Source organism: Streptomyces canarius, from assembly GCF_014650735.1.
GTDB classification, from domain to species: domain Bacteria; phylum Actinomycetota; class Actinomycetes; order Streptomycetales; family Streptomycetaceae; genus Streptomyces; species Streptomyces olivaceoviridis.
Map to the genome: position 1 here is coordinate 39,996 of NZ_BMVN01000018.1, position 15,553 is coordinate 55,548.

Consider the following 15,553-nt stretch of genomic DNA (forward strand, 5'->3'; position numbering starts at 1 on the left):
CCGTCGCCCCGTGACGGCGAGCATGAGGGCGCGACGTGGCCTGTGCCGACGGGGCCACCTCCGCCCGAGCCTGAGCGCGAGGCTTCACCCGTGCCCTGGTCCGGGTCGAGGGGACCGTCTGCGCCGGACCTTGAGCGCGCAGCTTCACGCCTGTCCTCGTCCGGTCCGAGGGATCGCCTTCGTCGGCCCCGAGCGCGGGGGTCGGCGCGATCTGGTCGGGACCGCCGCGACCGCACTCGCCGCGAGGCTGCACGCGTGGCCTGGTCCGGGTCGAGGGGACCGTCTGCGCCGGACCTTGAGTGCCAGGCTTCACGCGTGGCGCCGATGGGACCGCCTCCTCGCCGGCCCTTGCACGTGTGGCTTCGTCGGCGGCCTGGGCCGTGGGCGCCGACCTGGCCCCCCGCCACGCCCCCCTCGCGTCGGCGCTCACCCGCGTTCCGCCGTCACCCGGCCCGCGTCCATGAAGTGCCCGATCCGTTCCCGCAAGGTCGCCGCGTCCAGGCCGTGGGCGGCCACATGTTCCTCGACCGTCCCGTAGCGGCGCAGTTCGCGGCGGGCGACGCCGAGGCCGAGCACCCGGTGCGGGACATCGGTGAGTGCCTCGCTCACCGCGGCCGTCGACGTCCCGGCCAGGTACGGCTCGACCAGCACGACGTCGGTGCCCGCCGCCTGAGTCGCCCGGCGCAGCCCGGCCGCGTCGAACGGTCGTACGGTCGTCGCGTACAGCACGGTCACGTCCAGGCCCTGCGTCGCCGCGAGGACCGCGTCCAGCATCGGGCCCACGGCGACGACCACTCCCGAGCGGCCCTCACGGACGGTGACGAAGCGTCGGCCGTCGGTGACCCGCCCCTGCCGGTTGGACTGCACGGACAGCCGTACGTACACCCGGTCGTCGCCCGCCGCGACCGCGTGGCGCAGCAGCGTCTCGGCCTCGTCCGGGTGTCCGGGCACATGTACGGTCCAGCCGTCCAGCGTGTCGAGGAGGGCCACGTCGCCCGGGGCCATGTGCGTGAAGCCGCCGGCCGGCCAGTCGAAGGAGGCGGCGGCACTCACCAGCACCGCGCCCGTGCCCTGATGCCCCAGGTCCAGCTTGACCTGCTCGAACGGCCGCTCCACGAGGAAGCTGGCGAAGGTGTGCACGATCGGCCGCAGCCCGGTGAGCGCCAGCCCCGCCGCCGCGCCGACCAGCAGCTGTTCGCGGATGCCGACGTTGATCACCCGGTCGGGGTGCCGGCGCTCGGCCTCGCGGAACCCGTCCCGGCCGATCTCGGCGAGGACGACCGCGACCCGGGGGTCCTCCTCCAGCAGCCGGGAGACGACGGGGGCGAAACGGTCACGCATGGTGTCCATCGAAAAGACCCTTTCGGGGAAGTCAGGCGTTCTTCGGCTCGACGCGGGCCACGACGACATGCGGCCGCCCGGGATGCGGCGCGGTGAACGCGGCGTACAGCGCCTCGTGGTCGCGCCCGTCGACGGTCACGGCGGACCAGCCCGCGGCCTCGAACCGGGCGGCGATCCCGCCGGGCAGCGCGTGGCTGGCGGAGGAGTTGTCGATCACGACGGTGTGCAGCCGGTCCAGCCCGGCGGGCCCCGCGAAGGCGATCGCCTCGTGGTTGCTGCCCTCGTCGAGCTCGGCGTCCCCGATCAGCACCCAGACCGCCGGATCGGGCCGGCCCTGCGCCCGCAGGCCCAGCGCGGTGCCCACGGCGATCGGCAGCCCGTGCCCGAGCGAGCCGCTGCCGATCTCGGCCCCCGGCACCAGCACCCGGTCCGGGTGGTGCCCGAGCGGGGAGTCGTAGGACCCGAAGCCCGGCAGCCACTCGACGGGCACGAACCCCTTCGCGGCCAGCACGGCGTAGTACGCCATGGGCCCGTGCCCCTTGCTCAGCAGGAAGCGGTCCCGGGCCGGGTCGTCCCGCCGCTCCGGAGCGACCCGGAGCACCCGGTCGTAGAGCACCCACAACACGTCGAGCGTGGACGTGGCGGCCGGTCCGTGCTTCTCGTCGCCGGTCATCAGCCCCAGCAGCCGGGGCAGGTCGTCGTAGCCGTACGTACGGCTCTGGTCCGTTGCGGTCGTCATGCCGACGATCGTGCAACCTCAATCAAACTTGAGGTCAACCGGGAAAGGGGCGCGCGACCACCGAGCCGAGTGCGGTATTGTTTCCCTGCGCGTTCGGCCGGGGAAACCCCAGGTCAAACGGCACCGGGACGTGGCGCAGCTTGGTAGCGCACTTGACTGGGGGTCAAGGGGTCGCAGGTTCAAATCCTGTCGTCCCGACTTGTGAGAGTCGCCGGTGAGGGCCGGTTCCGGAGACATCCGGGACCGGCCCTCAAACGTTCGAGGGATTCTTCCCACGGGTCAGGAAGCCGCCTTGTCGCCCTTGGTCGCGTCGATCACCTGTCCCGCCGGCGGGGGCGCCGCCTTGACCGGCTTCTCGTAGTCCGAGAAGACGACCGTGCCGGGATTCTCGCCGCCGGACTGGTCGAGCTTGAGAATGTACGGCTTTCCCTCCGTGGCGACGTACATGGTGACGGTTTCGCCGCCGCCCTTCTTTTTCTCCAGGGCGATCGCCTTCCGGCCGTTGACCGTGGTGACGTCGCCCTTCGTCATTCCCTTGCGCTCGGACTTGTCGCTGTCCATGTCGGCCAGGAATCCCTGCTTGTCGCACAGCCCCGTCGTACGGGCGTCGCCGACCGGTACCTTCACCCAGCGGCCGCTCAGCGCCCGGGCCTGCTTCTGCCGGCCGGCCGAGCCCTTGGCGGCGTTGGCCCAGAACTCCTCGTCGCCCTTGACGTACGTCGCCTGGCCTGCGTGGACGACGTCGGCCGAGCCTTGTTCCATGGCCATCCGGCCCTTGCAGTTCTTCTGGGTGTCGACGTGGAAGTCGACCGTCAGGGGCTGCCCTTCCGCGGACACTTTGCCGGCCATGCGCAGCGATGCGGCGTTCCGGGTGGCGGTCACCGCCTTGGCGGCCACCTGGTCCGCGCTCTGCCCCTTGAACGGCTGATCCGACGATTCGTCGTCCGAGCATCCCGCGGCGCCTATGGCGGCGGTCGCACAGATCACGGAAGCGGCCAACGTGCGGCTCACAGACATGGAAAACCCTTCCCGGGAAACCTGCTGTAATTCCTGGGCGGCCTTTCACCTCGTGACGGCCGCCGTGGAACTCCGGTTTCCCGGGAATTGTGGAATAGTCGCTTCCTCTTTCTGGGCCGGGCGGATCGGGGTGCCGGTGACGGTCGGTCAGAAGGCCAGGCCCACGTGCGCCAGCGCCTGCTTCAGCAGCACCCCGTGGCCGCCCGGCATCTCGTTCTGCACCGCCGGCGAGGCGGCCTCCTGGGGGCTGAACCAGACGAGGTCCAGCGCGTCCTGGCGGGGCCGGCAGTCGCCGGTCACCGGCACGATGTAGGCCAGCGACACCGCGTGCTGGCGCGGGTCGTGGTACGGCGTGATGCCCGCCGTCGGGAAGTACTCCGCGACCGTGAACGGCTGGAGCGAGGCAGGGACGCGCGGCAGGGCGACCGGGCCGAGGTCCTTCTCCAGGTGGCGCAGCAGCGCGTCGCGGACCCGCTCGTGGTGCAGCACCCGGCCGGAGACCAGGGTCCGGCTGACCGTGCCGTCCGGGCCGATGCGCAGCAGCACCCCGATACTGGTGACTTCACCGCTGTCGTCCACGCGCACGGGCACGGCCTCGACGTACAGGATCGGCATCCGGGCCCTGGCCATTTCCAACTCGTCCGTGGTCAGCCAGCCGGGCGTGGTCTCGGTCATGTCAGACATTGCTTGATCATACTTTCCGGGTGGGGCGCCCGCTGGAATCGCGGGCCGGTTCGGATACGGGCGGTCCGTACAGTCGGCGGGCGTTGTCGCGGCCCGTCCAGGCCGCGATCCGCAGGGCGTCGGCAAGACTGAACTCGTCGGCGTCCACGCGCTCTTGCAGCAGATCGGCGAGGCCCTGCCGGAAGCACAGGGCACCCAGGTGGTGGAACTCGGACACACCATAGGCGTCGGAGCTGTACAGCAGTTTGCGGAACGGGGTGATCTCCAGCGCCTCCTCCAGCACCGCCCGGCACCGGGCCGGGCCGGTGTAGTGCAGGGCGAGTCCGACATCCAGGTACACCTGCTCGAACACCGCGGCCAGATAGGCGGCCTGGCGGTGGTACGGCCAGCAGTGCAGCAGCAGCACCGGGATCGTGCCGGCGGTCCGGTGCAGCCAGTCGGTGAGCAGGGCGGGGTCCGCGCGGTGCAGCCGTACGTCCGCGTCGCCGAAGCCGGTGTGCAGTTGCAGCGGAAGCCCCAGCTCCACGGCGGTCCACAGCAGGTGCCGGACCAGGACCGGGTCCGTGAGGCGTCCGCCCCGCCCCAGCCAGCGCCGGGCGGCCTCCGTCACCTCGGCCCCGGCCGGGCGCTCCGGGTCCAGGGCGAAACCCGTGCGGTACGCCGCGACCGACTTCACCGCCACCACGCCCGGCCGTCGTACGGCCTCCTCGGCGGTGGTGCGGAACACGGCCGCGTACTCGCCCGCCTCCACGCCCCGCGCCGCCACCGACTCCGCGATCTGCTCCAGCCGTACGACCTCGCAGGCGGCGGTGCCGGCGGCCGACGCCAGTTCGGCGGGGGTGGTGACGGGGTGCGGGGCGTAGCCGGTGTCCACGCAGAACACCCCGGCTCCGGCCGCCGTCAGGAAGCGGCGGTTGACCTCCCGCCAGCCCAGCTCGGCACGCCGGGCCACGTAGTCGGCGGGCGGCGTGTGCCGGGGGAGGTCCAGCAGGGGCGCGCAGTGGCGGCGGACGGCCAGGCCGACCGGGCTGTCGAACGGCGAGACGTCCGGCCAGGCCGCGCCCTCGGTGAGCAGGGACGCGAACTCCGTGCCGCTCAGGTCGGCCGTGACGGCGCCGTGGCAGTGGTGGTCGACCAGCGGCAGCGCGGCGAGGGCCTCGTGGACCGGTCCGGGTGCGGCCATGGTCAGTACGTCCAGCGGTAGGCCGCCGCCACCTGGTCGGGGCCGAGTCCGTCGACGGCCGCCGCCTCACCGAGCCGTACGGCGATCACCGCGTCCGCGAGGACCGGGCCCAGCGCGGCCCGCGGCACCGGGTCTGCGCGGAACTCCTCCACCGCCTCCGGCAGCGACCGCGGCAGCCGCCGCACGCCCAGGGCCGCCGCCTCGTCGGGGCCGTGGCGGGCCGGATCGCCGGTGATCTCGTCGGGCAGCGTGCGGGCCGCCGTGACGCCGTCGAGTCCGGCGGCGATCACACAGCCGAGGGCGAGATACGGGTTGGCGGCCAGGTCGACGGGCTTGACCTCCATGTTGGCGTCCTGGTCGTGGCGGCCCGCCGTGCCCGTGATCATCCGCAGGGCGGCCTCGCGGGTCTCGCGGCCCCAGGCGGTGAAGACACCGGCCCACTGGGAGGGCTTCAGCCGCAGGTAGCTGGCCGGGCTGGGGGCGGTGACCGCCGTCAGGGCCGGGAGGTGGGCGAGGACCCCGGCCGCGAAGGACTCCGCCTCGGCCGTCATGCCGTACCGGCGCTCGCCGCCGGCGTGCAGGTTGACGCCGTCGCGCCAGCAGGACAGGTGCAGGTGGCCGCCGTTGCCGACGCCCTCGGCGGACACCGCGGGCGCGAACGACACCCGCAGACCGTGCCGCTGGGCCACCGCCCGGATCGTCTGCCGGACCAGCACACTGAGGTCCGCCGCCGCCACCGGATCCCGGGCGCCCACCGAGATCTCGAACTGTCCGGGCGCGTACTCGGGGTGCAACTGGTCGACGTCCACGCCCTGCGCGGCGCACGCGGCCAGCAGATCGGCGGTGTAGTCGCTCAGCCCGACCTGCCGGATCGCGCCGTACGCCGGGCCGGAGACGGCCGGTACGAACTCCCCGGCGGGCGCCGAGTCCAGCCCGACGGACCACTCGATCTCGATCGCCGCCTTGAAGGCGAGGCCGTGCCGTTCGGCGGCGCCGGCGACGATCCGGCGCAGGAAGGTCCGGGCACAGCCGGGGTGCCGGGCGCCCTCCTGGGTGATCCGGTCCACCGGCGCCCACGCCCAGCCGGGCTGCCCGGCCAGCGCCACCAGCCGGTCCAGGTCCGGGTAGAGCCTGAGGTCGCCGTCGGGGGAGCCGAGCACGTCGGTGGTGACGATCGAGTCGTGCGCGAGGAAGGTGTCGAACACCGGGGACATGCCGACGCCCCACGACACGGCCGCCTCCAGCCGCCCGGTGGGGATCGTCTTCACCCGGCAGACGCCCGCGGTGTCCACGTACGCCAGCACGATGCCGCGCACGCCCTGCGCGGCCAGCTCGGCGGTGAGGCCGGCGACCCGGCGCAGGTCCCCGGGACGGCCGCCGGGCACGGGGTCGGCGAAAGTCGTCATGCGTCCTCCTCGGCGGGCCCGGCCCGCGCGCGGCCGGGGTCAGGGTTTCACGGCCACCGCGCCGAACTGCGGCACCGGTGCGGCGGACGCCGACTCGGCGCGCCACTGCGAGCACGGCACCAGTCCCGGCTCCACCAGGTCCAGGCCCTCCAGGAATCCGGCGATCTCGGCACGGCCGCGGGCGGTGATCGGCGGGGTGGCGTGCGCGTTCCAGAACTCCATGGCGGCCACGTTGCCCTCGCCGCCCACGTCACGGTCGTCCGTCGGGTGGGTGAGGACCAGGTGGCTGCCGGCGGGCACCGCCGCCATCAGCCGGCGCACGATGTCCCGGGCCTCGTCGGTGTCCAGCACGAAGTTGAGGATGCCCAGCATCAGCACCGCCACCGGCCGGGTCAGGTCCAGGGTCTCGGCGGCCCGTCGCATGATGCCGTCCGGGTCGTGCGCGTCGGCGTCGACGTAGTCCGTGACACCCTCCGGGGAACTGGTGAGCAGCGAGCGGGCGTGCACGAGCACGATCGGGTCGTTGTCGACGTACACGATCCGGGACTCGGGGGCGATCCGCTGCGCTATCTCGTGCGTGTTGTCGGCCGTCGGCAGGCCGGTGCCGATGTCGAGGAACTGCCGGATGCCCCGCTCGGCGGCCAGGAAGCGCACCGCCCGTCCCAGGAACTCCCGGTCCGCGCGCGCCACCGCCCGGATCACCGGGAACATGCCGGCGATCCGATCGCCCACGCGCTGGTCGATCTCGTAGTGGTCCTTGCCACCGATCCAGTAGTTCCAGACTCGGGCGTTGTGCGCCACGCTGGTGTCCAGCCGTGCCGATCCGGCCCCCGGGGAGTCGACCTCGCTCACCTGTCCGCCCTTCTCACGTGCGGTTCTCCGCCGTCATTGTGCCCCCCGGTGATCGCGCTGTCCCGGGAAACGGGCACGGTGGGCGGTTCCGGACAGCCGTGCGCCCCGGCCCCGGGCGGTTCGGGGAGGGCCGGACTTCGGCCCCCGGCGGGTGCAGCCGAACGTTTCGCCCTCGGCGGTTTCCGGGCGGTCTGCGTCCCGCATCGGCGGTTCCGGCCGGCCGGGCGCCCTGGCCCGCGGCGGTTCCAGGGCAGACGTTTCGCCCTCGGCGGTTCCGGACAGCCGTGCGCCCCGGCCCCGGGCGGTTCCGGGTCCCCGAGGCGCATGAGGAACACTGGACCGGTATCCCCGCCCCCGACCGGAAGCAGGACATGCCCGCCACGCCCACGCCCCTCCTCGACGCCTCCGGCCTGCCCGCGGGCCCCGCCGACATCCGGCTGATCGTCACCGACATGGACGGCACGCTGCTGGACGACGCCAAGCGGATTTCTGACGGGCTGTGGCCGATGCTCGCCGAACTGCGCCGCCGCGGGGTGCTGTTCAGCCCGGCGAGCGGACGCCAGTACGCCACCCTCTTCCGGCAGTTCGAGGAGGTCGCCGAGGGCATGGTCTTCATCGCGGAGAACGGCACGTACGTGGTCCGCGACGGCGTGGAGCTGAGTTCCGACCCGCTGGACCGGTCCGTCGCCGCCGGGGTGGCCCGGGCGGCGCGGCGGCTGGTCGCGGACGGCGCGGACGTCGGCGCGGTCGTCTGCGGCAAGCGGGCGGCGTACGTCGAGCGGACCGACGAGGCGTTCCTTGCGGAGGTGCGCAAGTACTACGTCGAGCACCGGATCGTCGAGGACGTCACCGCCGTGGACGACGAGATGATCAAGGTGGCGCTGTTCGACTTCGGGTCCGCCGAGCACACCACCGCCCCGGCCCTCGCCGAGTTCGCCGCGACCCACCAGGTCGTCGTCTCCGGCGAGCACTGGGTGGACGTGATGAACCGCACCGCCGACAAGGGCACCGCCCTGCGCGGCCTCCAGCGGGCGCTCGGCATCACGCCCGCCCAGACCATGGTGTTCGGCGACTACCTGAACGACCTGGAGATGCTCGACGCCGCCGAGTGGTCCTTCGCCATGGCGGGCGCCCACCCCGAGGTGATCCGGCGGGCCCGCCACCTGGCCCCGTCCAACAACGACGACGGCGTACTGCGGACCGTCGCCCGGGTGCTGGACCTGCCCTACGACGGCGTCAGGGCTTGACCGCGACCCCGCCGTACAGCGAGATCGGCCCGTCGGGCGCTTCCTCGGGCCGCCACTCGGCCACCGACACGATCCCGGGCTCCAGCAGGCGCAGCCCCTCGAAGAAGGTGCCCACGCCGGCCCGCGAACGCGCCACCAGGGTGACCCCGCCGGCCGCGTAGGCCGCGATGCCCCGCCGGACGTTCTCCGGCTCGAAGTCGGCGGTCATGGTCGACAGCACCAGACAGCTGCCCGGCGCCAGCGCGCCGACCAGGGTGTCCACCAGGTCGTGGGCGCCGTCCTCGTCGGCGATGAAGTGGAGCAGGGCGATGAGGGAGAGGGCCACCGGGCGGTCGAGGTCGAGGACGCGGGCGGCCTCGTCGAGGATCGCGTGCGGATCGCGGGCGTCGGCCTGCACGTACTCGGTCACGCCCTGCGGGGTGCCGCGCAGCAGCGCGCTCGCGTGGGCCAGCACGAGGGGGTCGTTGTCCACGTACACCACGCGGGCGTCGGGGGCCACGGACTGGGCGATCCGGTGCAGGTTCGGCTCGGTGGGTATGCCGGTGCCGATGTCCAGGAACTGGCGGATCCCCCGCTCCGTGGCGAGCATCCGCGTGCCGCGGCGCATGAACGCCCGGTTCGCGCGGGCGGCCTTCGGGGCGCCCCCGTCGATCGCCGCGATCCGCCGGCCCAGTTCCTCGTCGACCGGGTAGTTGTCCTTGCCGCCGAGGAACCAGTCGTACACCCGGGCCGGATGCGGCCGGGTCGTGTCGATGCCGTCCTGGATCGGCGGGCCTGTCCCCGTCACGTGCCGCTCCTCCAGCCGTCAGGCCCCGGTGGTCACTCCGGGACGTGCGGGGAGCAGTCCGACACGATCAAGCGGCCCGGCGCAGACAGTCTTCGGCCACCTGTTCGTCGAGGGCCGCCCGGACCAACGCGGCGGCCAGGACGGCCGGTTGGGTGTCCCCGGCCAGCTCGGTCAGCTTCTCCGGGTCCTGCGGCAGGCCGAGCCGCCCGGCCCCGGACAGCGCCTTGCCGTCCAGGTAGGGGGCGACGTCCGGCCACACCCGCTGCGCCTCGCGCAGGAAGATGTCGGCGCCGGCCGGCCCGATGCCCGGCTCCTCCTGGAGCAGCCGCTTCAACTCTCCGGCGTCGCCCTCCGCCTCCCGGTGCAGTCGGCGCAGGTCGCCGCCCCAGCGCTCGGTCAGCAGCTCGGCGCCGTCGCCGAGCTGGGTCGCGGTGCGCTCGTCGTACCGGCGGTAGCCGCCCCGGCCGAGCGCGTCCACCCGCCGCTGCCAGTCGGCCCCGGCCATCCGGCGGGGGCTGTCCAGGTGGTCCTCGTGCAGGGCCCGGGCGGCGGCCACCGCGACGGAGGCCCGGATCCGGGCGCTGAGCAGCAGGGACAGCACGAGCAGCCGGTACAGCGGCTGCGGGGTGTCCTTCAGGCGGATGCCCGCCTCCTCGGCGTACGTCCGCCCGTACTCGGACACCAGCTCGCGCACGACCCGTTCGTCCCGGTCCATGGTGCGCTCCGGCTAGGGCTTGAGCGGGTCGTGGCCCAGCGTCATCAGCCGGTGCCTGCGCCGGGTGTCCTGCGGCGTGCTCTCCGGCTCGGGTTCGTTCTCCAGGTCGGCCAGGTCACCGACCGTGTCGACGACCTTGTGCATGACCCGGACGTCGTCGTCGGTGAGGTCGGTACGGCGCTTCTGGAGAATGGCGAGGACATGCTGCCCGGTGGGCGTGCCCGCCTCCTCCGGCAGTGGTTCCGTCTCCTCGCCGGCGTCCCGGACCTTCAGCCAGGCCGCGAGTTCCGCGGAGGTCATGTTCACCACGCGGTGGAAGTCCTCCCACAGCGCCTCGATCTCCAGTGCGTCGGCCATGGGTCTCCCCCTTCCGTGCGGGACTGGGTGTACTAGCGGGCGGCGCCGTCGCGCGGGTGGTTCTCGGCCTCGAACATCCAGCGCTGCTTCTCCAGGTCGGCGGTGACGGAGATCAGCAGGTCCTGGGTGACCGGGTCGGCCTTCTCGGTCGCCTCGATCCGCTCGCGCAGGCGGCCGATGGCCGCCTCCAGCGCCGACACCATCAGCTCCACGGCCTCGGTGTCGCGCAGCCAGCCGTCCTTGGCGCCCGGCAGCGCGAAGCTCGCGGCGATGGTCTCCGGCCGGCCGTCCGGCGGCACGCCCAGCGCGGCGGCACGCTCGGCCACCGTGTCCGAGTGGCTCCGGGCCGTGGCGACCAGCTCGTCGAGCTGGAGGTGGATCGACCGGAACCGCGGGCCCACGACGTTCCAGTGCGCCTGCTTGCCGATCAGCGACAGCCCGAGCAGGTCCACCAGGGTCTCCTGAAGGGCGGTTCCGGTGACGCCGAGCGCCTCTTCGGGCAGCGTGCTCTTGACCACGGTCATGGTCCGTATATCCCCTTTCGGCAACTGTCCACGGTCATGTCCGACAGGGCGGGTGCCCGCTGGGTGGGGGAGCAAACCGGCTGATCAGCGGGGCAGTACCCGGTCCAGGAAGGTCAGCAGCTCCGCGAAGACGTCCTCCTTGCACGTCTCGTGGAACACCTCGTGCCGCGCCCCCGGGAAGATCCGCCCGGTCAGCCGGCCGCCGCTCAGCCGTTCCACGCCGACGCGGCTCCCGGGCAGCGGCACCAGCCGGTCGTCGTCGCCGTGCAGCCACAGCAGCGGCAGGGCGCCGACGTCACCGCCCCGGGCGACGGTGTCCAGCGTCCGGGCGAACGCCTCCAGCGTCGGCCGCTTCATGGGCCCGTGCCAGACGAGCGGATCGGCCGCGTACGCGGCACCCACGGCCGGGTCCCGGGAGAGCGCGGACGGGCTGATCGGGATGTCCGGGATCTCCTCCAGGGCCAGCAGCCGCCCCGGCAGTTCCCAGGCGCCGATCACCGGGCCGGACAGCACCAGGGCGCTCAGTCCGTCGCCGTACCGCTGGGCGTAGCGGGCCGCGATCAGCCCGCCCATGGAGTGGCCCACCATGACCAGCGGCAGGCCGGGGTGCGCGGTGCGGGCCGAGTCCGCCACCGTGTGCACGTCCGTGACCACGTCCTCGAAGTCCTCGATCACCACCCGCTCCCCCGCGGAGCGGCCGTGGCCGGTGTGGTCCGGCGCGTACACGGCGGCGCCGTAGCCGGTGAGCCGGGCGGCGAGTTCCGCGTACCGGCCGGCGTGCTCGCCGTACCCGTGCACCAGGAGGGCCAGGCAACGGGGGGCCGGGTGCGGCCACTCCCGTACGGCGAGGGCTCCGTGCGTGCCGTCGAGGACGTGCTCGCGGACGTGGGACATCTCTCCTCCAGCTGCCTCGGGGAAGGTCCTGGGGATCTTCCCAGTGGGGCGGTCGGCGGTCTATAGTCCAAAACTAGCAGTGCTAATTAAGCTGCCGGGCAGCGAAAGAGGCTGTCGCGAGGTCCGTGCTGATCCACAGCGTCGTAGGTCAGGAGTCCCAGCCGTGCGTCCCGTCCACTTCGCGGCCGCCCGCCGCACCCCCATCGGCAAGCTGCGCGGAGCCCTCTCCCCGGTCCGCCCCGACGACCTGGCCGCGACCGTCATCCGCCACCTGGTGGCCGACGTGCCCGCGCTCGACCCCGCCCGGATCGACGACGTCTACTGGGGCGCCGCCAACCAGGCCGGCGAGGACAACCGCAACGTCGCCCGCATGGCCGCCCTGCTCGCCGGACTGCCCGACTCCGTGCCCGGCGCCACCGTCAACCGGCTGTGCGCCTCCGGACTCGAAGCCGTCACCACCGCCGCCCGGACCATCGCCGCCGGAGAGGCCGACATCGTGATCGCCGGCGGCTCCGAGTCCATGAGCCGCGCCCCCTTCGTCCTGCCCCGCCCCGACGAGGCCCTGCCGCAGCGCATCGAGACCCACGACACCCGGCTCGGCTGGCGGCTGGTCAACCCCGCCATGAAGGAACTGCACGGCCTGCTCTCCATGGGCGAGACCGCCGAGGAGGTCGCCGCGCGGTACGGCATCCCGCGCGAGCGCCAGGACGAGTTCGCCCTGCGCAGCCACCGGCTCGCCGCCGCCGCACGCGTAAAGGGCCACTTCGACGACGAACTCCTGCCCGTCGAGCGTCCCGACGGCATCGTGGTCGAGCGGGACGAGTGCGTCCGCGAGGACACCTCGCTGGAGAAACTGTCCCGGCTGAGGCCGGTCTTCCGCGCAGACGGCACCGTCACCGCCGGCAACGCCTCGCCGATGAACGACGGCGCGGCCGGCCTGCTGCTGGTCAGCGAGGAGGCCCTGAACGAGCTGGGGCTTCAGTCCCTCGGACGCTACGTCGCGGGCGCCTCCGCCGGTGTCCACCCCGACGTGATGGGCCTCGGCCCGGTCCCCGCCACCCGCAAGGCGCTGGCCCGGGCCGGCTGGGAGACCGGCGACGTCCAGGAGGCCGAGTTCAACGAGGCGTTCGCCGCGCAGGCACTCGCGTGCGTCGACCAGCTGGGCATCGACCCCGACCTGGTCAACCCCACCGGCGGCGCCATCGCCCTCGGCCACCCCCTCGGCTGCTCCGGCGCCCGCATCCTCACCACCCTGCTGCACCGGATGCGCCGCACGGGCGCGCAGCGGGGGCTCGCGACGATGTGCGTGGGCGTGGGGCAGGGGAGCGCGGTGCTGGTCGAGAGGCACTAGAGCTACCTCAACGGGGGCTCCCTTGAAGGGGATCCGGTACACGAGCCGCAGCAAGGAAACGGAGCAGCACTCCATGGCCACCCTGTCCGTCGCCGCCATCCTCGCCGAGAACGCCCGGCGCCGCCCCGGCAAGACCGCCCTCGTCGAAGGCGACCTGCGGCTCACCTTCGCCGACGCGTGGCGGCGCGCGCTGGCCCAGGCGGGCGCGCTCACCGCTCTCGGCGTACGGCCCGGCGACCGGGTCGCCCTCATGGCCCCCAACACCGCGGAGTTCCCGGTGGCGTACTACGCCATCGCCGCGGCGGGCGGGGTCGTCGTCCCCGTGCACCTGCTGCTCTCCGCCGGCGAGGTCGAGCACGTGCTGCGCGACAGCGGGGCCACCCTGCTGCTGGTCCACCCGGCCCAGGCGGAGACCGGCACGGCCGCCGCACGCGCGACGGGCGTCCGGGCGCTCACCCTCGGCACGGAGTTCGAGAAGCTCGCGGCCGACGCCGAGCCCCTCGCGTCGTACGTCACCCGGGCCGCCGACGACCCCGCGGTGATCTTCTACACCAGCGGTACGACCGGTGTCCCCAAGGGCGCCGTGCTCAGCCACTTCAACCTGGTGATGAATGCGACCGTCAACGCCTTCGACGCCAACGACATCCGCGCCGACGACATCGCCCTCGGCGCGCTGCCGCTGTTCCACGCCTTCGGCCAGACCGTCTCGCTCAACTCCACCTGGCGGGCCGGCGCCACGCTCGTGCTGCTGCCCCGCTTCGACGCGGCCCGCGCCATCGACCTGATGGTGCGCGAGGGCGTGAACACCTTCCACGGCGTGCCCACCATGTTCGTCGCCCTCGCGGCGGCTGCCGCGGACGCGGAGCGGCTCCCGGCGCTGCGCGTGTGCGTCTCCGGCGGGGCCTCGCTCCCGGTCGCCGTGCTGGAGCGGTTCGAGGCATCCTTCGGCGCGAAGATCCACGAGGGGTACGGGCTGTCGGAGACCTCGCCGACCGCCGCCGTCAACCAGCCGGCGTTCGGCACGAAGGCGGGCACCATCGGCCACCCGCTGTGGGGCATCGACGTGGAGATCGCCCGCGCGGAGGCGGAGGGCCGGATCGAGCTGCTGCCGCCCGGTGAGGTGGGCGAGGTCGTCATCCGCGGCCACAACGTCTTCTCCGGCTACCTCGGCCGCCCCGAGGCCACCGCCGAGGTCCTGGTGGACGGCTGGTTCCGCACCGGCGACCTCGGTACCAAGGACGACGAGGGCTTCCTGCGGATCGTCGACCGGAAGAAGGACGTCATCATCCGCGGCGGCTACAACGTCTACCCGAGGGAGGTCGAGGAGGTCCTCATGCGCCACCCGGAGATCGCCCAGGTCGCCGTCATCGGCCTGCCCGACGACCTGCACGGCGAGGAGGTGTGCGCGGTCGTCGTCCCGGCGCCGGGCACCGCGCCGGACGCCGCCGCGCTCACCGAGTGGTCCAAGGAGCACCTGGGCCGGCACAAGTACCCGCGGCGGGTGGAGCTCGCGGACGCGCTGCCGCTCGGACCGAGCATGAAGGTGCTCAAGCGGGAACTGCGGGCGCGGTACACGGGCCGTTAGGCGCCGAGCGGCCGTCGCACCAGGACCGACCGGCGAGACGCCGCTTACGCCCCACCCATGCATGTGCATAGCATCGGTTCCTCCATGAACACGATGACGCTCTGGCACATATCCGGCTGGGGGTTCGCGGCGCTCGCCTTCGCGGCCCTGCTCGTCGGCTTCTCCAAAACGGCCGTCAGCGGGGCCAACACGGTCAGTCTCGCGATCTTCGCGGCGATCCTGCCCGCCCGCGCCTCCACCGGCGTACTGCTGCCCGTCCTGATCGCCGGTGACGTGCTCGCCGTCCTCACCTACCGGCGGCACGCGCACTGGCCCACGCTGTGGCGGCTGTTCCCGGCGGTGGCGGCGGGCGTGGTGGCCGGCACGCTGTTCCTGGTCTGGGCCGACGACGGGGTCGTACGGACCTCGATCGGCGCGATCCTGCTGCTGATGGCCGGGGTGACGCTGTGGCGCCGGCGGACGGCCGGCACCCCGGAGGACCCGGACGAGGTCGGCACCCGGGCGGGCCGCGTCAAGGCCCGCTCGTACGGGGTGCTCGGCGGGTTCACGACGATGGTCGCCAACGCCGGCGGCCCGGTGATGTCGATGTACCTGCTGTCCGCGGGTTTCCGGAAGCTCGGCTTCCTGGGCACCTCCGCGTTCTTCTTCCTCATCGTGAACGTCTCGAAGGTGCCGTTCAGCGCCGGTCTGGGCCTGATCGACGGGCACTCGCTGCTCCTCGACGCCGCGCTGGTGGTGTTCGTGGTGCCCGGCGCGTTCCTCGGGAAGTGGGCTGTGCACCGGATCAACCAGCGACTCTTCGAACAACTCGTCATCGCGGCGACGATCGTGGGCGGCCTGCAACTGCTGCTCCGCTAGGCCCTGCTCCGCT

At 73.1% G+C, this 15,553-nt stretch carries 16 protein-coding genes and 1 tRNA gene; 5 read left to right on the plus strand and 12 right to left on the minus strand.

The genetic code is table 11. The annotated features are described in order from the left end of the window. Nucleotides 1-426: 426 nt before the first annotated feature. Both IE294_RS24520 and IE294_RS24525 read right to left on the minus strand, forming a co-directional pair. Nucleotides 427-1,350, minus strand: coding sequence for a transketolase family protein (locus IE294_RS24520; RefSeq protein WP_189889523.1), 924 nt, complete (start codon nt 1,348-1,350; stop codon nt 427-429). Nucleotides 1,351-1,372: 22 nt separating this feature from the next. Then, nucleotides 1,373-2,080 (minus strand): thiamine pyrophosphate-binding protein, encoded by a 708-nt coding sequence (locus IE294_RS24525; protein ID WP_189889525.1) that lies wholly within the window; start codon nt 2,078-2,080, stop codon nt 1,373-1,375. A gap of 124 nt (nt 2,081-2,204) precedes the next feature. On the opposite strand from IE294_RS24525, the gene IE294_RS24530 reads away from it, so the two are divergent. Further along, nucleotides 2,205-2,278: transfer RNA gene (locus IE294_RS24530), tRNA-Pro, on the plus strand. Nucleotides 2,279-2,359: 81 nt separating this feature from the next. Here IE294_RS24530 and IE294_RS24535 read toward each other — a convergent pair. The 5 genes from IE294_RS24535 to IE294_RS24555 all read right to left on the minus strand — a co-directional run bounded on the left by IE294_RS24535 (nt 2,360) and on the right by IE294_RS24555 (nt 7,222). Then, nucleotides 2,360-3,097, minus strand: a complete 738-nt coding sequence (locus IE294_RS24535; RefSeq protein ID WP_189889527.1) for a hypothetical protein — start codon at nt 3,095-3,097, stop codon at nt 2,360-2,362. A 147-nt stretch (nt 3,098-3,244) separates the two neighbouring features. Next, nucleotides 3,245-3,781 carry an NUDIX hydrolase family protein gene (locus IE294_RS24540; protein WP_189889529.1) on the minus strand — a complete coding sequence of 179 codons (537 nt, stop codon included), beginning with the start codon at nt 3,779-3,781 and terminating at the stop codon, nt 3,245-3,247. Nucleotides 3,782-3,788: 7 nt separating this feature from the next. Continuing rightward, nucleotides 3,789-4,964 carry an amidohydrolase family protein gene (locus IE294_RS24545; RefSeq protein ID WP_189889531.1) on the minus strand — a complete coding sequence of 392 codons (1,176 nt, stop codon included), beginning with the start codon at nt 4,962-4,964 and terminating at the stop codon, nt 3,789-3,791. A 2-nt stretch (nt 4,965-4,966) separates the two neighbouring features. Continuing rightward, nucleotides 4,967-6,370: a type I glutamate--ammonia ligase gene (locus tag IE294_RS24550; RefSeq protein WP_189889533.1), complete on the minus strand. Its 1,404-nt coding sequence runs from the start codon at nt 6,368-6,370 to the stop codon at nt 4,967-4,969. A 39-nt stretch (nt 6,371-6,409) separates the two neighbouring features. Further along, the gene (locus IE294_RS24555; RefSeq protein ID WP_189889535.1) at nt 6,410-7,222 is read right to left on the minus strand and encodes an SAM-dependent methyltransferase; all 813 of its coding nucleotides are present in this window, start codon (nt 7,220-7,222) and stop codon (nt 6,410-6,412) included. Between the two features lie 371 nt (nt 7,223-7,593). Here IE294_RS24555 and IE294_RS24560 point away from each other — a divergent pair, with 371 nt between their 5' ends. Continuing rightward, nucleotides 7,594-8,469, plus strand: a complete 876-nt coding sequence (locus tag IE294_RS24560) for a Cof-type HAD-IIB family hydrolase (protein ID WP_189889537.1) — start codon at nt 7,594-7,596, stop codon at nt 8,467-8,469. On the opposite strand, the gene IE294_RS24565 is transcribed toward IE294_RS24560, so the two are convergent. From IE294_RS24565 to IE294_RS24585, 5 genes are all read right to left on the minus strand, one after another. Beyond that, entirely contained in the window at nt 8,459-9,256 is a 798-nt protein-coding gene (locus IE294_RS24565) for an SAM-dependent methyltransferase (RefSeq protein ID WP_189889539.1), read from the minus strand. The genes IE294_RS24560 and IE294_RS24565 overlap by 11 nt on opposite strands. 67 nt (nt 9,257-9,323) lie before the next feature. Continuing rightward, complete coding sequence (locus IE294_RS24570) at nt 9,324-9,971, minus strand: HhH-GDP family DNA glycosylase (protein ID WP_189889541.1); 648 nt, start codon at nt 9,969-9,971, stop codon at nt 9,324-9,326. Nucleotides 9,972-9,983: 12 nt separating this feature from the next. Beyond that, nucleotides 9,984-10,328 (minus strand): DUF3140 domain-containing protein, encoded by a 345-nt coding sequence (locus IE294_RS24575; RefSeq protein WP_189889543.1) that lies wholly within the window; start codon nt 10,326-10,328, stop codon nt 9,984-9,986. A 32-nt stretch (nt 10,329-10,360) separates the two neighbouring features. After that, nucleotides 10,361-10,852: a Dps family protein gene (locus IE294_RS24580; RefSeq protein ID WP_189889545.1), complete on the minus strand. Its 492-nt coding sequence runs from the start codon at nt 10,850-10,852 to the stop codon at nt 10,361-10,363. 84 nt (nt 10,853-10,936) lie between these two features. Beyond that, on the minus strand, nt 10,937-11,746 hold the full coding sequence (locus tag IE294_RS24585; RefSeq protein ID WP_189889547.1) for an alpha/beta hydrolase: 810 nt from the start codon (nt 11,744-11,746) through the stop codon (nt 10,937-10,939). A gap of 163 nt (nt 11,747-11,909) precedes the next feature. On the opposite strand from IE294_RS24585, the gene IE294_RS24590 reads away from it, so the two are divergent. From IE294_RS24590 to IE294_RS24600, 3 genes are all read left to right on the plus strand, one after another. Further along, nucleotides 11,910-13,097 carry a thiolase family protein gene (locus tag IE294_RS24590; RefSeq protein WP_189889549.1) on the plus strand — a complete coding sequence of 396 codons (1,188 nt, stop codon included), beginning with the start codon at nt 11,910-11,912 and terminating at the stop codon, nt 13,095-13,097. 73 nt (nt 13,098-13,170) lie between these two features. Beyond that, the gene (locus tag IE294_RS24595; protein WP_189889551.1) at nt 13,171-14,682 is read left to right on the plus strand and encodes a long-chain-fatty-acid--CoA ligase; all 1,512 of its coding nucleotides are present in this window, start codon (nt 13,171-13,173) and stop codon (nt 14,680-14,682) included. 84 nt (nt 14,683-14,766) lie between these two features. Next, nucleotides 14,767-15,540 carry a sulfite exporter TauE/SafE family protein gene (locus IE294_RS24600; RefSeq protein ID WP_189889553.1) on the plus strand — a complete coding sequence of 258 codons (774 nt, stop codon included), beginning with the start codon at nt 14,767-14,769 and terminating at the stop codon, nt 15,538-15,540. Nucleotides 15,541-15,553 lie beyond the last annotated feature (13 nt).